Below are 13,756 nucleotides of genomic sequence, written 5' to 3'. Positions count from 1 at the left end.
CAAAAGGAGTTTAAAAAGGCTGTTTAAAAGAATTTCAAACAGCCTCAAAATTATTTTGTTCTATTTTTTGCAATAAATTCTGCCATTGTTTCAACCGAAGCAAAAATAGTTTTTCCTTCTTTTGGATCTGTTAACTTTATTCCATACTCTTTATCTAATAGAACGATTAGTTCTAACGCGTCAATTGAATCTAAACCCAAACCGTCTCCAAATAATGGATCGTTATCTTGAATATCTTCTACTGTTGTATCTTCTAAATTTAATACTTCAATAATTTTAGCTTTTAGCTCTCCTTTTAATGCTTCCATCTTAATTAAAAATTTGTTTTATATTATCTATTTGGTGTACAGTACCTGTATTCTTTTTATCTACTAAATAAACTACTGCTTTATAGTTTTCTTGAAATAATTCTACCCAACCACAGAGTACTTTATCTGCTTTTCCTAAATCCAACAATTGTTTTGTATAGGTGTATATAAACGATGGTTGAAATTGGTCAAAAACAAAAAAGGCATTTTCTGAATTTAACTTATGTTTTATACTTACTTCGCCTATACATATATTGGGTAAAGTATAAACAAAAACGGCTGGGCTTGGAAAATAATTTTCTTTGTCTGCAATAGATTCTTGATGTTTAACATCTGTATCTAAACTAGCTGATTGGTTTGCAAAGACAATAGCTATGTTATTTTCTTGTTCTTTTTTAATTTCTTCTCTTAATACAATTTCAGATGCTAGAAAAGCCAACTTACTTAAATTATCCATTTTAAAAAATTTTGGATAATTGATTTCATATTTTTTATAAATTTTTTTTGCAAATTCTACAAATGAATTCTGATCGTTAATCATTAGTTTTTGTCCATCTACAACTAATCCTTTGGATGTAATTGTACAAACTTTTTTTATATATAATTTAGTTTCCAAAATTACTTTATTTTTTTTAATACTATAGCGGTATTACATCCTCCAAAACCTGATGCTGTTTTTAATATAACATTAATAGGCATTTTTAATGGTTGGGTAATTACATTAATAGGTTGCGTTACTCCACAGGTTTTATATCCTTTTGAAACGATTAATGTATTGTGCTTTGCGCTTTCGATAGTCATAATCGTTTCTAACAATCCTGAAGCGCCTAGTGTATGTCCGTAATACCCTTTTAAGCTATTTAGGGGTTTATTTTGCAACTCTAGTCTATTAAAGGCTATTGCTTCCATCTCGTCGTTATAAGGGGTAGCTGTTCCATGGGCTGAAATTATATCTACGGAATTACTGGAAATAGTAGCTTCTTTTAATGCGGATTGTATACTTCTATAAAGTCCTTCTCCTGTGCGAGAAGGACCTGATATATGATTGGCATCATTTACGGCTCCTTCTCCTAGTATTTCAAAGTCATTAGGTTTAACTTCTTCTTGTAAAGAGGTTATATAAATTGCTGCGGCTGCTTCGCCTAATGTTACTCCTGTTCTATTAGCATCGTATGGTTTACAAGGTTCGTCACTCATTGCTTGAAATGAGTTAAATCCTGATAATACGAATTCAGTAACTTCATCTGCAGCCACCACGTATGCGTTATCATACAATCCTCCTTGTATAAGTCTTTTGGCTACAGAAACAGCTAGTACGCCTGATACACATGCATTAGAAACAACTATGGGTTCTGTTTTAAACCCGAAAAAATGGGCTATTTTTTTTGCTAAAGTACTTAAAAAAGCTTCGGTAAGACTGTTAGATGTATTTTCTAACTGAACAATATCTCCTTTAGTGGTGGAAAAAATAAAAGCTGTTTTTTCTGTTATTTTATTTGTATCTAAAATTGGTTGTAATACTTGAATTAAGGTACGTTCTATTTTTGAATTAGCTTTTATTGATTGGTCTATTAAGTTATCGGGTATGATAGCTGCATAAAAATCTTTTAGCATTCCTATTTGTGAATGCTTTTTTATACCTGTTTCTTCTGATTGTATGGCTAACCAATTTTTTTCAACGGAATTACCTAAAGGAGTAATACAGTTGGTTTTTGTTATATAACAACGTTTCATTTTATTCTATTAAACCACATTTGCGTTTCCATTCTTTAAAAAAAGCGGGAAGACTTAATGATAAATCTCCGTTAGCATCTAAAAAAACTTGGACTGTTTCTCCTGTACAAACGATATTATTATTGTTATCAAAAATTTTATATCTAAAAATCATTTTGGCGGCGGGGGTATCTACAAAGGTAGTTTCTATCCTAGCGACATCTCCATATCGCAATGATAATTTATGTTCGCATGATGATTTTACAATGGGAGTTGTATAACCATTAGCTTGTACATCTAGATAAGAAATTCCGTGCTGTCGACCAAAAGCTTCTCTTCCATCTTCAAAATAAGTAATATAATATCCGTGCCAAACGATTCCTAAAGGATCTGTTTCGTTAAATCGAATACGTATATCATGAGCTACTGTTAGCTGAGGAATTTCTTTACACAGCTCTTTTCTTTTTATCATACACAATGGCTATTGTAACTGTTAAAATAAAAAATAATATTAAAAGGATTAAATTGGGCAGGATAGATAATAATCCTGTATTTCTTAAAAGTACATCGTAAAACGCGTTTAATCCCCAGTTCATTGGGGAAATATGTGAAATATATTGCATTATTTTTGGCATGGCAAAAACGGGAACCCAAACTCCTCCTATAGCGGCAAGGATAACTACTGAAGTGGCTCCAAAAGGTGCTGATTGTTCTTGTGTTGTAGCTATAGTACCCAACAAAATTCCAAATCCTATGGCTGCTAAACCTGCACATATTGTAACTAAATTCATTAGTAAAAAACGCCCACTTATATCTAACTGAGGTAAATTTAAATAAGGGAATATGTACAGACCTATAAGCATCATTAACCAAAACTGAATCACACAAATGATTAAATAGGTAATTGTTTTGCCTAATATGACGGTGCTATAAGAAACGGGGTTAGTAATTAGTCTGATAAATGTTCCTTGACTCTTTTCTTTGACTATGTTGATAGATAAGGGAACTACGATGAAAAAAATAGCAAATAATGTCCAAGCAGGAACATTATGTTGTACTGAATTAGGTATTATTTCTTTGTTATTTATTTTTGGTATTATTTCTTTATAAGTAATAAAGTTTTTTTGTTCAAAAATAGGTTCGTCTGTCTCCCCTATTTGTTCTTGAAAAGAGGTATAGATTGTTTTATTTTCGATAGTAGCTACCATTTTATCAATAGCATTTTTTATATTGTTTTTAAAGCTTAACTGTGAAGCAGGATCAAAATATAATTTAATTTCTTTTGAGCTAATATTTTTTTGAGTTTGGTTTTGAGGAGCTTCTGTTACTCCGAAACTACTCATTATTTTTTCAACATTTTGATTTACTTTGGTTTCTAAATCATTACTTAAATTTTCAGGAACTATTATTGCTAATTGATATTTTCCTTGAAAGACTAATTCCTTTGCTTTTTCTTCGTTTAATTTTATTCTCTCATTTTGGGTTATTACCTCTAAAGCGCCACTTTTTCCTAAACTCTGAATGATATTTTCGGCAATGGTTCCGTGATCTAAATCTACTAGAAGAACAGGTATTTTAGTATCTGAAACTGTTTTAAAAGCCTCATTCTGAATGAGTGTAATGGTAATTATTAATACTAAAGGCATTACAAATAATATTACCAAACCGCCAAAATCGCGTTTCAGTAATATTATTTCCTTGTATATAGACATCCAAAGTTTATACATTATCTCTTAATTCTTTTCCGGTTAAAGCAATAAAAACATCTTCTAAATTGTAGGCATCTGGTGTTTTTTGTATTAATTCATCTGGTGTTCCTTCTGCAAAAATGGTTCCTCTATCAATAATAGCAATTTTATTGCAAAAATCTTGTGCTTCTGTTAAATGATGAGAGGTATAAATAATGGTTGTTCCTTTTGTATTTAATTCTTTTAAAAAATTAATAATGACATTTTTAGATTGTACATCTACACCTACAGTAGGTTCGTCTAAAAAAAGGACTTTAGGATCATGTAAAATACCAGCTATCAAATTCACTCTTCGTTTCATCCCTCCTGAAAACGTTTCAACTCGTTTATGGGCAAACTTTAACAAGCCAAGGTGTTCTAATAATTGATCGACTTTTGTTTTTAGTTCATTTCCTTTTAGACCTAGCATACTACCGAAATACAATAAATTTTCACGGGCTGTTAAAGTAGGATATAAGGCGTATTCTTGTGGTACCACTCCTATGTTTTGTTTGATTTTTTGGGCATCATTTGAGTATGTTAATCCATCTATAGTAAAAGTACCTGAGGTAGGTTTTACTAAACCACATAAGATAGAAAGCAATGTTGTTTTACCTGCTCCATTAGGTCCTAAAAGACCAAAGATATCATTTTCAGCAATTGATAAGTTTAGGTCGTTTACTGAAAAAAAATCAGCTCCTTTATATTGTTTATAAAGCTTCGTAATATGTATGATTTCTTTATTCATTAATTACACTGCTTTTTTAAGTTTTTTAAAAAAATTTTCTTCTAATTGTGCTAGTGCCTCTAATTCATTAGCTAGAGTATTATACACATCGTGCTGATTACTTCTATTTTTGTACACTCTTGCTGCCATTACAGCAAAATCTCTCCATTTATCACCTATTGTTGTCATTTCTTTTGATAACTCGGCTAAATAAGGATTTTTTAAAATAATAGAAGCTTCTTGTAAGAATGCTGCATAAATAAATCGAAAACCACCGCCTCCTGTTCCGATTTCTTCTTGCATCCGTACCATTTGTGCTAGGTAATGATTCGTTACTTTAACACCTCTTTTAGTGGGCCAAATCCGAATGTGTTTAGCCAAACGACGCATTGCGGCAATTCCTATAAATGGCAATGGGGCTAACATATCTTTACATGTATTTTTAATTCCTTTAACAATAGCTGGTTTTAATTGTATTTGTTTTGGGATATTTACGGGATAATACATGTGTCCCTTGGGAGCTAAAGCTCCTTTTGCAAAACGTACTTTTTCTAATTCTTTTTCGCTCAAAGTGGTAACCGTTTGCATAACAGGGTCGCTAATTAGATAGCTTTTATTTTCTTTGCCATATACCACTAGGTTGTGAGCATTGAAATGAAAACGATATTCATCAGGGAAATAGGTAAGATGGTATACTCCTACTTGTAAACCTGTAGGAATATTATTTTTTAAATTAGATTCTAGTGCTTGCTGGGCTTTTTGAGGGTTTGAGAAGCGTGTTCTTTTTACTTTTATTCCTAATCTTCTGGCTGCTTTATTAAAGATACTTCCGGGCATTGGTCTATAACTAATAGCAGGTGCATGATTAACTTTTAATAATGGAAAATAAAAAAAGAACAAACCTGAACCAATACCAAAAACCATGGGTTCACTAAGATTAATCCCATTAAACTTTAACAAATTAGATGCTACACCATTTTCACAATGAGCTGATTGATGATGTGTAAAACGAATCTCCATTATATTCCTCTAAAACTTTTCAATTCTTCAATTGTTATTTCAAACGCATCTGCATAACGCTGTAATTGTTTTTGGCTTAATTTTTTAAAAACAGAGGGGTTTGCATGTCGTTTTACTCGCCAAGTCCACATATTAACATAACCTGCAAGCGTAACCCAATCCATTTTATGGTGTTCCATAAAATAAACAATTGGACTTTGAGTTCCTTGCTTCACTGCTTCGTTAGCCTGTGCAACTCGTTCTTCAATATCTTTCATAGAATGCTCTAATGCAATGGTTTTGGGTTCCCAACCACTACTTAAAGCGGTTGTATAAGATCCGTCTTTATCTACTGCGTAACAAAGTTCTTTCATGTTATGTTTAGAAAGATTACTTTGATCTTGAGGCACTTCTTCTTTTTTCATAATTAGTGAGTTTGTTGAATAAATAAATTAATTTCAGCTTCTAAAAGCTGAGTTTCATCCTCTGTATTGGATATACAATTCATTGTACAAATACAATAATTATCACCGTCAAAACGGGATTTTAATTGAGCTTCTGTAATAATTGTTTGTCCTACTTTGGGTATATTAAACAACTGTACTTTTTTTATTCCACTAATAAAACCTATTAGTTTTACATTTTCTTTTATTTGTTTATTTTCATCAACAAAAAAAGTCTGTCCTACAATAGCTGAACAGGTTTGTGCCGCATTTTCAAGCATTCCTGTTTCAACAAAAAAGTTATTTTTTAGAAAAATATTGTCTTCTTGTATTTTAAAAATAGTTTTTACAGTAGTTTCTGATAAATTTAGGATATAATCTACCATTAGCATAGGAGCTCTATGTGGTAAAAAATTTTGTATTTCAATTACTTCCTGAATATTATTCATTAGATTCTGCAATTACTGTTTTCATCTTGCCTGTTGCTATTATTTTTCCATTTACGGACGAATTTATTTCTACTAGCGTAACCCCCATAAACTCATGTAAAACCACAACCTGTGTCGTTATTTGATCATTTATTTCAGGTAATTTTATGATGTTTATTCCATTTATGGAACCTATATAACCCGTAGGGGCTGGTTCATTTTTTAAGAAATATTGATAACCTGTGTAAATGGCTACTGATTGTGCCATGTGCTCAATTAATCCTGACTCTTGAAAAATAGCATTGCTAGTAAATATGTTATCTATAGTCACTGTTAATCCTGCTATTACACTTCCTTCTTCGTAAGCGATTAGTTTATCTATCATTACGAAAGGAAATTTTTGTGGTATTAAATTTTCCACAATTTTTTTGTCTAGTATTGGGAATTGTGTAATGGTCATTAGCAAACAGTTAAATAAGCATACGAATATGAAAATCTTCCACTTTCGGGAACTGATAATAGGATGGTATCTCCTTTTTTCAGTTGTTTTGAGTTCATTAGTTCTTCTAACATTAAATAAATTGAAGCCGAGCCTACATTTCCTACTTTATGTAAATTCATAAACCAATTTTCCATTGGTACATTAACATCTACTTTTTGTAGTTGTTCTGCTAATCCTTTGACAAAATAATGAGAGGATACGTGTGGTAGGAAATAAGTAATTTCGTTTGCATTTATTTTGTTTTTATCTAGTGCATTTTTCATACTTATGGCTCCTTTTACTAGAATCTGGGCATCTAATAACTTAACATCTTGTTTGATTGAAAAAACAGATTGCTCTAGCCACTCGTTTGTTGGATAGTCACTCCAAGGTTTAATAGATCCGTCTTCATTTTTATCTCCACCTGCATACATACAGGCTTCTAATTCGTGAGCATACGAATAGGACTCCATCCATTCTATCTTTAAAGAATATTCTCCTCTAGGTTTATTTTCTAATAAGAAAGCACCTGCTCCGTCAGATAACATCCAACGTAAAAAATCTTTTTTGAAGGCTATAATAGGTTGTTCTTCTAAATTTTTCAGGTTTACTATTTCGCTTTCAAAACGATTGGCCAACATCCAAGTTGATACTCTTTCTGATCCTGTAGCTACTGCATTTACGGTATTGCCTGACTTTATAGACATATAGGCAAATTTCAAGGCTATCATTCCTGCATTGCATACTCCTGAAGAAGAGTTAATTTCTATTGGTTTATTTTTTAGTAATCCGTGTACCATAGCGGCATGTGACGGTAATAAATGATCAGGAGTAGAAGTTCCACAGGATAAAAGTTGAATATCATTTACATCAAATGCATGGTCTAAAAGGGTTTCAATTGCTTTTTGTGTTAAATCAGCATTTGAATGGGTGGGTATCCCTTGTGTATCTAAAGCATAATAACGTGATATAATTCCATTATTACGCAAAATAATACGACGCGCTTTAGATGGTTTGTTGTTAATTAATCCTAAATAGGTCTCCATATCTTCATTAGATATAGGGTTATTAGGCAAAAATTTTCCAGATCGAGTAATGTAAACGTCAAACATATATTTATACTCCTTGATAGTAGGATTTTAGTTTTTTAATTTTAGTTTTTATAAATGGTTTTTTAAACAAATATATTAAATATACTAATGGTGAAATGAACCAAATAGCAACAAATAAATAATAATTAAAGAGTTTCAACCAAAAAGGTCTGGATTGTTTTTTTTTGATAATAAAATTAGCCCAAATATTAAACATTTTGTTAGCCTTTTGATCCATTTCTAGTAGAAATGGGCGAATTTCAACAGCTCCTTTTTTTATTAATTCTTCTTGTAGGTTAATTGTATTATCTTTTAAAAAGGATAATAAGATTGTTCCAAATTTATTAGAATCTTCTATTTCTTTTTTAGATACTCCTGGTTCAGGAAAAATTCCTAAGTATTTTTCCTTTTTCCCTGAAAACATCCATTGAACAATGGTAATAACACTAATATAATTATTATTTCGATCTACCAAAGCTATATTTCCTTTTAGAATAGCACCTAAATCTTGTAATTGTTTTTTTACTTTTTCTTGTGCTAAGCCCCACATATTTCTTGCTCCTATAACAGTTACAACAGGGGTGTTTTTTAATATTTTTTTTGCCTCATCACTCTTTAAAAAAGAATTTATGGGAATGGAGGGGCTTAAATACCAAACTTGGTATGCTAGTATGACCAAATCATATTTTTGATGTAAAATTGCGTTTTGAGAATCCTTTAACGGATATGGTATTTGTAAAAATGATTCTGGAAAAGCATCAAAAAAAGAGGCTTTGTCCCAAGGAAAAGGGAATTCTTTTTCTATTGCTACGTCATAATAGTTAACTTCAACATCTTGATTTCCTATTAATGGAGCTGTAATGTTTTTAATAATTTGTGTTAACTGTCCTGATTGACTAAAATGTACTATTAAAATTTTTTTCATTATTCTTAAACACTACTATGAATTAGCTTTCCAAAAATCAAAATAATTAAACCATTGTAAAGGATATTTCTTAAGTATTTCTTCTACATTTTCTGTATAAGCTTTTAGTAAACCTTTTTCATCTCTTTGTTTTACTTGGGCTATTCTTGCAAACAAATGATAATGTAGTTTGGGTTCTTTCATTACGTATACAAAGACAACGGGAACTTTTAACCTAGATGCTATTAAAAAGGGACCAGCAGGAAATAGAGCTTTTTTTCCAAAAAGTTCTTCTTCAAAACATTTACTTCCTTCAAAATAGCGATCACCTGTAAAACAGATTAATTCGTTATTAGCTAATGCTTGATTAATTTCAAATATATGAGATAAATCGTCTCTTACTATTATAAATTTTACAGATGGTTTTTGGGTAACCGTTTCTAAATATTGTTTAATAATAGAGTGTTCTAAATCTGTGGTTACTAGATTAATCTGACATTCTAGATCTATTTCTCCAAAAAAGTGTTCCGCTATTTCAAAATTACCTACGTGAGCACTAATTAGTACTCCTCCCTTTTTTTGGGCTAATAGTTTTTTTAAAATTTCGATACCATCAAACTCATAGGTAAATTTATTTCTTAACCCTGCAGAAATAGCTACTTTATCAATTAATGTTTGTCCAAAAACAAAATAACTTTTGTAGATATTAAGAAAGGCTTGAAATTTATTTTGTTTTTGACGATTGTGTAAATAATAAAAAATAGCTCTATTAGATTTAAATTGTGTAAGAAAATAATAAAAAGCTACGAAAAAAAGAACGGCATAAGCTGTTCGAATTCCGAGCTTTTTTATACAAAATACAAAAATCTTATAACCTAAAAGAGTCCCTTTGGATTTACCATCCCATTGGCTCATAAGCAATTATTTTTGTGCTATTTTTGTTTCAATTAAATGATAAAAATCCTGAAAAGTATTAACACCTGCAAAATCTGCTTCTACTAATTTAACACCAAAATTAGCTTCTATAGAGACCACTAAATCAACATAGTCTAAACTATCCAATCCTAGTGTTTCTTTTAAATTTGCTTCTGGTGAAATAGTTTCTACATCTACTTCAAATTCGTCTACTAAAATTTCATTAATTTTTTCTAAAATAACTACTGATTCCATTTTATACTTTAAATTTCTTAACTATAACGGCAGAATTTGTTCCACCGAACCCAAATGAATTTGACAAATATAGGTCAAATTTTTTATTTATAGTTTCTTTTACGATATTTAACTTTGCTGAATCCTCATCTGGCTCTTCAAAATTAATATTAGGAGCAATGAAATCATTTTGCATCATTAGGGTTGAATAAATCAACTCACTGGCTCCCGCCATCCAACATTCATGCCCTGTCATAGACTTGGTTGAACTTACATAAGGTTTACTTCCAAACACTTCGTAAATGGCTTTTGCTTCATTTGCATCTCCTAAAGGAGTAGAGGTTGCGTGTGCATTAATGTACTGTATTTCATCTGCTTTTAGGCCTGCTTGTTCTAAAGCTCTACGCATGGCTGTTGAAGGACCATCTACATTTGGAGTAGAAATATGACCTCCATTAGACGAAAAACCATAACCTACAACCTCAGCAATAATGGGTGCTCCTCTTTTTATGGCAGACTCATAACTTTCTAGTATTAAAGTGGCTCCACCACCACTAGGAACTAAACCATCTCTATTTTTATCAAATGGCCTAGAAGCTTTTATGGGATCTTTTTCTCTTGGAGAAAAAACACCTAATCCATCAAAACTAGCCATACTGTATTTGTTAATTTCTTGAGCTCCTCCACAAATGATTATGTCTTGTAACCCACTTTTAATCAAATGAAATCCTAAACCAACGGAGTGAGAGCCGCTTGCGCAAGCAGCACTAATGGTCATATTTACTCCTCGCAATCTAAAAATAGTTGCTAAATTCATCGTTACAGTGGAGTTCATCGACTTAAATATAGCTCCTGAACCTATTAAAGCCGTATCTTTTTTTTCTCTTACAATATCCGTAGCATCTATTACTGCCTTTGATACGCTATCATTACCATAAAGGATTCCTACTTCATTCGTATCAAAGAAAGCGTCATCTATATTTGCATTTTTTAAAGCATCTATAGTGGCCATGTATGCAAATTCAGTTTCTTGTCCTATACTAATTCTTTGTCTTCTATTTAATAATGTTTTTAATTCAGGGTTAGGAACCATACCTGTAAGTGCTGACTGAAAACCAAAGTCTTTTCTTTCTGCATCAAAAACAATACCTGACTTACCTTGATATAATGATTCTTTAACTTCTGCTAAAGAAGTTCCTAAACAAGAGTAAATCCCCATACCTGTTATAACTACTCTTTTTTCCATTTTATCTACAAGCTATTATTAAGAATAAATACCGCCATTAATATTAATCACTTCTCCTGTGATATATCCCGCATTTTTAGAAGTTAAAAAACTTACTAAAGCAGCTACTTCTTCCGCTTCTCCAAAACGATTAGCTGGAATCATTTTTACTAATTCTTTTTCATCTAAATCACCAGTCATATCAGTACGAATAAATCCTGGTGCTACAGCATTTACCGTAATATTTCTTTTAGCTACTTCTTGTGCTAATGCTTTTGTAGCAGCCACTACTGCTCCTTTGGCTGCGGAATAATTAGTTTGTCCTGGAGTTCCTTTTACACCAGAAACAGAAACCATATTTACGATCCGACCGTATTTATTACGTAACATTTTTTGAATAAAGAAATGGGTTACATTATAAAAACCATTCAAACTGGTATTGATAACGTTATTCCAATCTTCTGGAGTCATCCACATAAATAATCCATCACGCGTAATGCCTGCATTATTAACAAGAACTTCTACTATAGCATTAGGGTTTTCATCTTGCCATTGTGTTAAGACTTGTGTTACTTCTGCATGGTTTCCTACATTGAACTTTAGTATTTCTCCAGTTGCTCCTAGAGCCTGAACTTCCTTCAACGTTGTTAAGGCTGCTTCTTGATTACCTTGGTAATTAATTAAAATATGGTAGTTCTTTTCAGCCGCTAATTTTTTACAAATTGCACTTCCAATACCTCTTGAGCCACCTGTAACTAATGCACACTTCATTTTGTATAAGTCTTTATTTATATCGTTATATTTCAGAAGAAACTCTTTTTTATCTTTTCAAATTAGACTATTCTTTCTGTTTCTTTATTTTTTGTTAGGGCGGTATTTAGAAAGATGTATTTGATTCACTTTCATAGATACCACTTAAATATATTATTTTGTTAACAAATTATGACTAAGTACCGAACGTTTTTCTTTTCACGTTGGTTATTGCATTAAATAGTCTTTTATTTGTTGTATATAGGGATACATTATCATATCATCTTTAAAAGGAGGCACAACAGTACGTACTTGATCGTAAAACGCGCGTGTAGAAGAGGATACTTTATCGGCAAAGCCTAATGCGTCTATAGCTTGAACAACTGTAATTATTTCAATTGCTAAGACTTCAAAAGCATTTTCAATAACTTTTCCTGTCATAACTGCGGCATTGGTTCCCATAGATACAATATCTTGATTATCATTGTTATTTGGAATACTGTGTACATACATTGGGTTTGATAATGTTTGTGATTCCGCTGTTGTTGATACAGCTGTGAACTGAACGCCTTGCATCCCAAAATTAAAACCTAAAGTTCCTAAATTTACAAATGGTGGTAATAATTCATTAATTTTAGAATTTAATAAATAATTTAGTTGTCTTTCGGCTAACATGGTCATTTTGGTTATGACAATCTTTAGCTTGTCCATTTCTAAGGAAATATAGTCTCCATGAAAATTACCTCCGTGATAAACGTGTTTATTTTTTACATCTATTATAGGATTATCATTTGCGGAATTTATTTCATTTTCTAAAACTTTGGCTGTATTATGAATGGTATCTAATACAGGTCCTAGAATTTGAGGTACACAACGTAATGAATAATATTCTTGTACTTTTTCTTTAAATACTTCTTCTTTGTTTTCTCCGCTATATAAATGGTCTTCTCTTTTACGTACTAATGTACTATTACTTAAATGCTGACGCATCATTTTGGCTATTTCTTGCTGACCAGAATGATGTTTTGTATTGTTTAATTCCGCTGATAAATGATCATCATAAGCTTGTACAATTTCATTGATAGCACTAGCTATTTTAACAGACCAATCGAGTGCTTTTCGGGCGTTATGAACATTAACAATACCTATACCTGTCATAACAGAGGTACCATTCATTAATGCTAATCCTTCTCTTAGTTCTACTTTTATAGGTTCTAATCCTTCTAATTCTAGAACTTCTTTGGTTGTTCTTCTTTCGCCTTTATAAAAAACTTCACCTTCTCCTATGAGGGTTAATGCTAGATGAGCTAATTGTACTAAATCGCCACTTGCTCCTACTCCTCCGTGTTCAAAAATTAATGGTGTAATATCCCGATTAATGAATTCTTTCATTAAATGGATTACAGATGGATGAACGCCTGAATTTCCTAATGATAATGTATTTAATCTTGCTAGAATTGCGGATTTTACATTAATGGGGCTTAAAGGTTGACCTGTACCTGATGCGTGACTTCTTATTAGATTATACTGGAGTTGTAGTCTATCCTGATCTTTTATACGATATTGTGCCATAGGTCCAAAACCTGTATTAACTCCGTATATCACTTTATTTTCCGAAAATTCTTTTAAAAATTTAAAACTTTCTTCAACTCTGTTCAAAACTTTTTCACTAATCTCTACATTTTGATTTTTAAAGACTATGGCTATAAATTCTTCAAGTTTTAGATATTCTTGTATAACGCTCATTAAAACTAATTTTTACAACAATTGAATAATATCTTTTTTATTTGATATTATGTATTTACTTTTGA

Annotated in this window: 17 protein-coding genes; all 17 read right to left on the bottom strand. The window is 31.4% G+C overall.

Translation table 11 applies throughout. The annotated features are described in order from the left end of the window. Nucleotides 1-50: 50 nt before the first annotated feature. The 17 genes from AWN65_RS03105 to AWN65_RS03025 all read right to left on the bottom strand — a co-directional run bounded on the left by AWN65_RS03105 (nucleotide 51) and on the right by AWN65_RS03025 (nucleotide 13,691). Nucleotides 51-308: a phosphopantetheine-binding protein gene (locus AWN65_RS03105; protein ID WP_060381820.1), complete on the bottom strand. Its 258-nt coding sequence runs from the start codon at nucleotides 306-308 to the stop codon at nucleotides 51-53. Nucleotide 309: 1 nt separating this feature from the next. Continuing rightward, complete coding sequence (locus tag AWN65_RS03100; RefSeq protein ID WP_081078387.1) at nucleotides 310-924, bottom strand: 3-oxoacyl-ACP synthase; 615 nt, start codon at nucleotides 922-924, stop codon at nucleotides 310-312. A 2-nt stretch (nucleotides 925-926) separates the two neighbouring features. Beyond that, nucleotides 927-2,042, bottom strand: coding sequence for a beta-ketoacyl synthase N-terminal-like domain-containing protein (locus AWN65_RS03095; RefSeq protein WP_060381818.1), 1,116 nt, complete (start codon nucleotides 2,040-2,042; stop codon nucleotides 927-929). Nucleotide 2,043: 1 nt separating this feature from the next. Further along, nucleotides 2,044-2,493: an acyl-CoA thioesterase gene (locus AWN65_RS03090; RefSeq protein ID WP_060381817.1), complete on the bottom strand. Its 450-nt coding sequence runs from the start codon at nucleotides 2,491-2,493 to the stop codon at nucleotides 2,044-2,046. Next, on the bottom strand, nucleotides 2,468-3,733 hold the full coding sequence (locus AWN65_RS03085; RefSeq protein ID WP_235588340.1) for an ABC transporter permease: 1,266 nt from the start codon (nucleotides 3,731-3,733) through the stop codon (nucleotides 2,468-2,470). Before AWN65_RS03085 ends, AWN65_RS03090 begins: the two co-directional genes overlap by 26 nt. A 7-nt stretch (nucleotides 3,734-3,740) precedes the next feature. After that, nucleotides 3,741-4,496: an ABC transporter ATP-binding protein gene (locus tag AWN65_RS03080; RefSeq protein WP_060381815.1), complete on the bottom strand. Its 756-nt coding sequence runs from the start codon at nucleotides 4,494-4,496 to the stop codon at nucleotides 3,741-3,743. A 3-nt stretch (nucleotides 4,497-4,499) separates the two neighbouring features. Beyond that, complete coding sequence (locus AWN65_RS03075) at nucleotides 4,500-5,495, bottom strand: BtrH N-terminal domain-containing protein (protein ID WP_060381814.1); 996 nt, start codon at nucleotides 5,493-5,495, stop codon at nucleotides 4,500-4,502. Then, entirely contained in the window at nucleotides 5,495-5,899 is a 405-nt protein-coding gene (locus AWN65_RS03070; RefSeq protein ID WP_060381813.1) for a hypothetical protein, read from the bottom strand. The genes AWN65_RS03075 and AWN65_RS03070 overlap by 1 nt, the downstream gene beginning before the upstream one ends. Nucleotides 5,900-5,901: 2 nt before the next feature. Then, nucleotides 5,902-6,366: a hypothetical protein gene (locus tag AWN65_RS03065; protein ID WP_060381812.1), complete on the bottom strand. Its 465-nt coding sequence runs from the start codon at nucleotides 6,364-6,366 to the stop codon at nucleotides 5,902-5,904. Continuing rightward, the gene (locus tag AWN65_RS03060; RefSeq protein WP_081078386.1) at nucleotides 6,359-6,805 is read right to left on the bottom strand and encodes a hypothetical protein; all 447 of its coding nucleotides are present in this window, start codon (nucleotides 6,803-6,805) and stop codon (nucleotides 6,359-6,361) included. Before AWN65_RS03060 ends, AWN65_RS03065 begins: the two co-directional genes overlap by 8 nt. After that, nucleotides 6,805-7,938, bottom strand: coding sequence for a beta-ketoacyl-ACP synthase III (locus tag AWN65_RS03055; RefSeq protein WP_060381811.1), 1,134 nt, complete (start codon nucleotides 7,936-7,938; stop codon nucleotides 6,805-6,807). Before AWN65_RS03055 ends, AWN65_RS03060 begins: the two co-directional genes overlap by 1 nt. Before the next feature lie 4 nt (nucleotides 7,939-7,942). Beyond that, nucleotides 7,943-8,842: a hypothetical protein gene (locus AWN65_RS03050; RefSeq protein WP_060381810.1), complete on the bottom strand. Its 900-nt coding sequence runs from the start codon at nucleotides 8,840-8,842 to the stop codon at nucleotides 7,943-7,945. A 15-nt stretch (nucleotides 8,843-8,857) separates the two neighbouring features. Continuing rightward, on the bottom strand, nucleotides 8,858-9,736 hold the full coding sequence (locus tag AWN65_RS03045) for an LpxL/LpxP family acyltransferase (protein ID WP_060383808.1): 879 nt from the start codon (nucleotides 9,734-9,736) through the stop codon (nucleotides 8,858-8,860). 6 nt (nucleotides 9,737-9,742) lie between these two features. Then, nucleotides 9,743-9,991, bottom strand: a complete 249-nt coding sequence (locus tag AWN65_RS03040) for an acyl carrier protein (protein WP_060381809.1) — start codon at nucleotides 9,989-9,991, stop codon at nucleotides 9,743-9,745. A gap of 1 nt (nucleotide 9,992) precedes the next feature. Next, complete coding sequence (locus tag AWN65_RS03035; protein WP_060381808.1) at nucleotides 9,993-11,216, bottom strand: beta-ketoacyl-[acyl-carrier-protein] synthase family protein; 1,224 nt, start codon at nucleotides 11,214-11,216, stop codon at nucleotides 9,993-9,995. Between the two features lie 18 nt (nucleotides 11,217-11,234). Then, nucleotides 11,235-11,966 carry a 3-oxoacyl-ACP reductase FabG gene (fabG, locus tag AWN65_RS03030; RefSeq protein ID WP_060381807.1) on the bottom strand — a complete coding sequence of 244 codons (732 nt, stop codon included), beginning with the start codon at nucleotides 11,964-11,966 and terminating at the stop codon, nucleotides 11,235-11,237. Nucleotides 11,967-12,173: 207 nt separating this feature from the next. After that, nucleotides 12,174-13,691 carry an HAL/PAL/TAL family ammonia-lyase gene (locus AWN65_RS03025; RefSeq protein WP_060381806.1) on the bottom strand — a complete coding sequence of 506 codons (1,518 nt, stop codon included), beginning with the start codon at nucleotides 13,689-13,691 and terminating at the stop codon, nucleotides 12,174-12,176. Nucleotides 13,692-13,756 lie beyond the last annotated feature (65 nt).

Origin of the sequence: Flavobacterium covae (genome assembly GCF_001534645.1) — a bacterium.
Classification (GTDB): Bacteria; Bacteroidota; Bacteroidia; order Flavobacteriales; family Flavobacteriaceae; genus Flavobacterium; species Flavobacterium covae.
The sequence above is the reverse complement of the archived record's forward strand: the minus strand, read 5'-3'. Positions and strand labels throughout refer to the sequence as shown.

What these genes read in the sequence shown, in the direction of transcription:
- AWN65_RS03050 (WP_060381810.1), bottom strand. Translation starts at nt 8,842, where the DNA reads ATGAAAAAAATTTTAATAGTACATTTTAGTCAATCAGGACAGTTAACA.
- AWN65_RS03065 (WP_060381812.1), bottom strand. Translation starts at nt 6,366, where the DNA reads ATGAATAATATTCAGGAAGTAATTGAAATACAAAATTTTTTACCACAT.
- AWN65_RS03040 (WP_060381809.1), bottom strand. Translation starts at nt 9,991, where the DNA reads ATGGAATCAGTAGTTATTTTAGAAAAAATTAATGAAATTTTAGTAGAC.
- AWN65_RS03095 (WP_060381818.1), bottom strand. Translation starts at nt 2,042, where the DNA reads ATGAAACGTTGTTATATAACAAAAACCAACTGTATTACTCCTTTAGGT.
- AWN65_RS03035 (WP_060381808.1), bottom strand. Translation starts at nt 11,216, where the DNA reads ATGGAAAAAAGAGTAGTTATAACAGGTATGGGGATTTACTCTTGTTTA.
- AWN65_RS03105 (WP_060381820.1), bottom strand. Translation starts at nt 308, where the DNA reads ATGGAAGCATTAAAAGGAGAGCTAAAAGCTAAAATTATTGAAGTATTA.
- AWN65_RS03080 (WP_060381815.1), bottom strand. Translation starts at nt 4,496, where the DNA reads ATGAATAAAGAAATCATACATATTACGAAGCTTTATAAACAATATAAA.
- AWN65_RS03025 (WP_060381806.1), bottom strand. Translation starts at nt 13,691, where the DNA reads ATGAGCGTTATACAAGAATATCTAAAACTTGAAGAATTTATAGCCATA.
- AWN65_RS03055 (WP_060381811.1), bottom strand. Translation starts at nt 7,938, where the DNA reads ATGTTTGACGTTTACATTACTCGATCTGGAAAATTTTTGCCTAATAAC.
- AWN65_RS03090 (WP_060381817.1), bottom strand. Translation starts at nt 2,493, where the DNA reads ATGATAAAAAGAAAAGAGCTGTGTAAAGAAATTCCTCAGCTAACAGTA.
- AWN65_RS03045 (WP_060383808.1), bottom strand. Translation starts at nt 9,736, where the DNA reads ATGAGCCAATGGGATGGTAAATCCAAAGGGACTCTTTTAGGTTATAAG.
- fabG (WP_060381807.1), bottom strand. Translation starts at nt 11,966, where the DNA reads ATGAAGTGTGCATTAGTTACAGGTGGCTCAAGAGGTATTGGAAGTGCA.
- AWN65_RS03085 (WP_235588340.1), bottom strand. Translation starts at nt 3,733, where the DNA reads ATGTCTATATACAAGGAAATAATATTACTGAAACGCGATTTTGGCGGT.
- AWN65_RS03060 (WP_081078386.1), bottom strand. Translation starts at nt 6,805, where the DNA reads ATGACCATTACACAATTCCCAATACTAGACAAAAAAATTGTGGAAAAT.
- AWN65_RS03075 (WP_060381814.1), bottom strand. Translation starts at nt 5,495, where the DNA reads ATGGAGATTCGTTTTACACATCATCAATCAGCTCATTGTGAAAATGGT.
- AWN65_RS03070 (WP_060381813.1), bottom strand. Translation starts at nt 5,899, where the DNA reads ATGAAAAAAGAAGAAGTGCCTCAAGATCAAAGTAATCTTTCTAAACAT.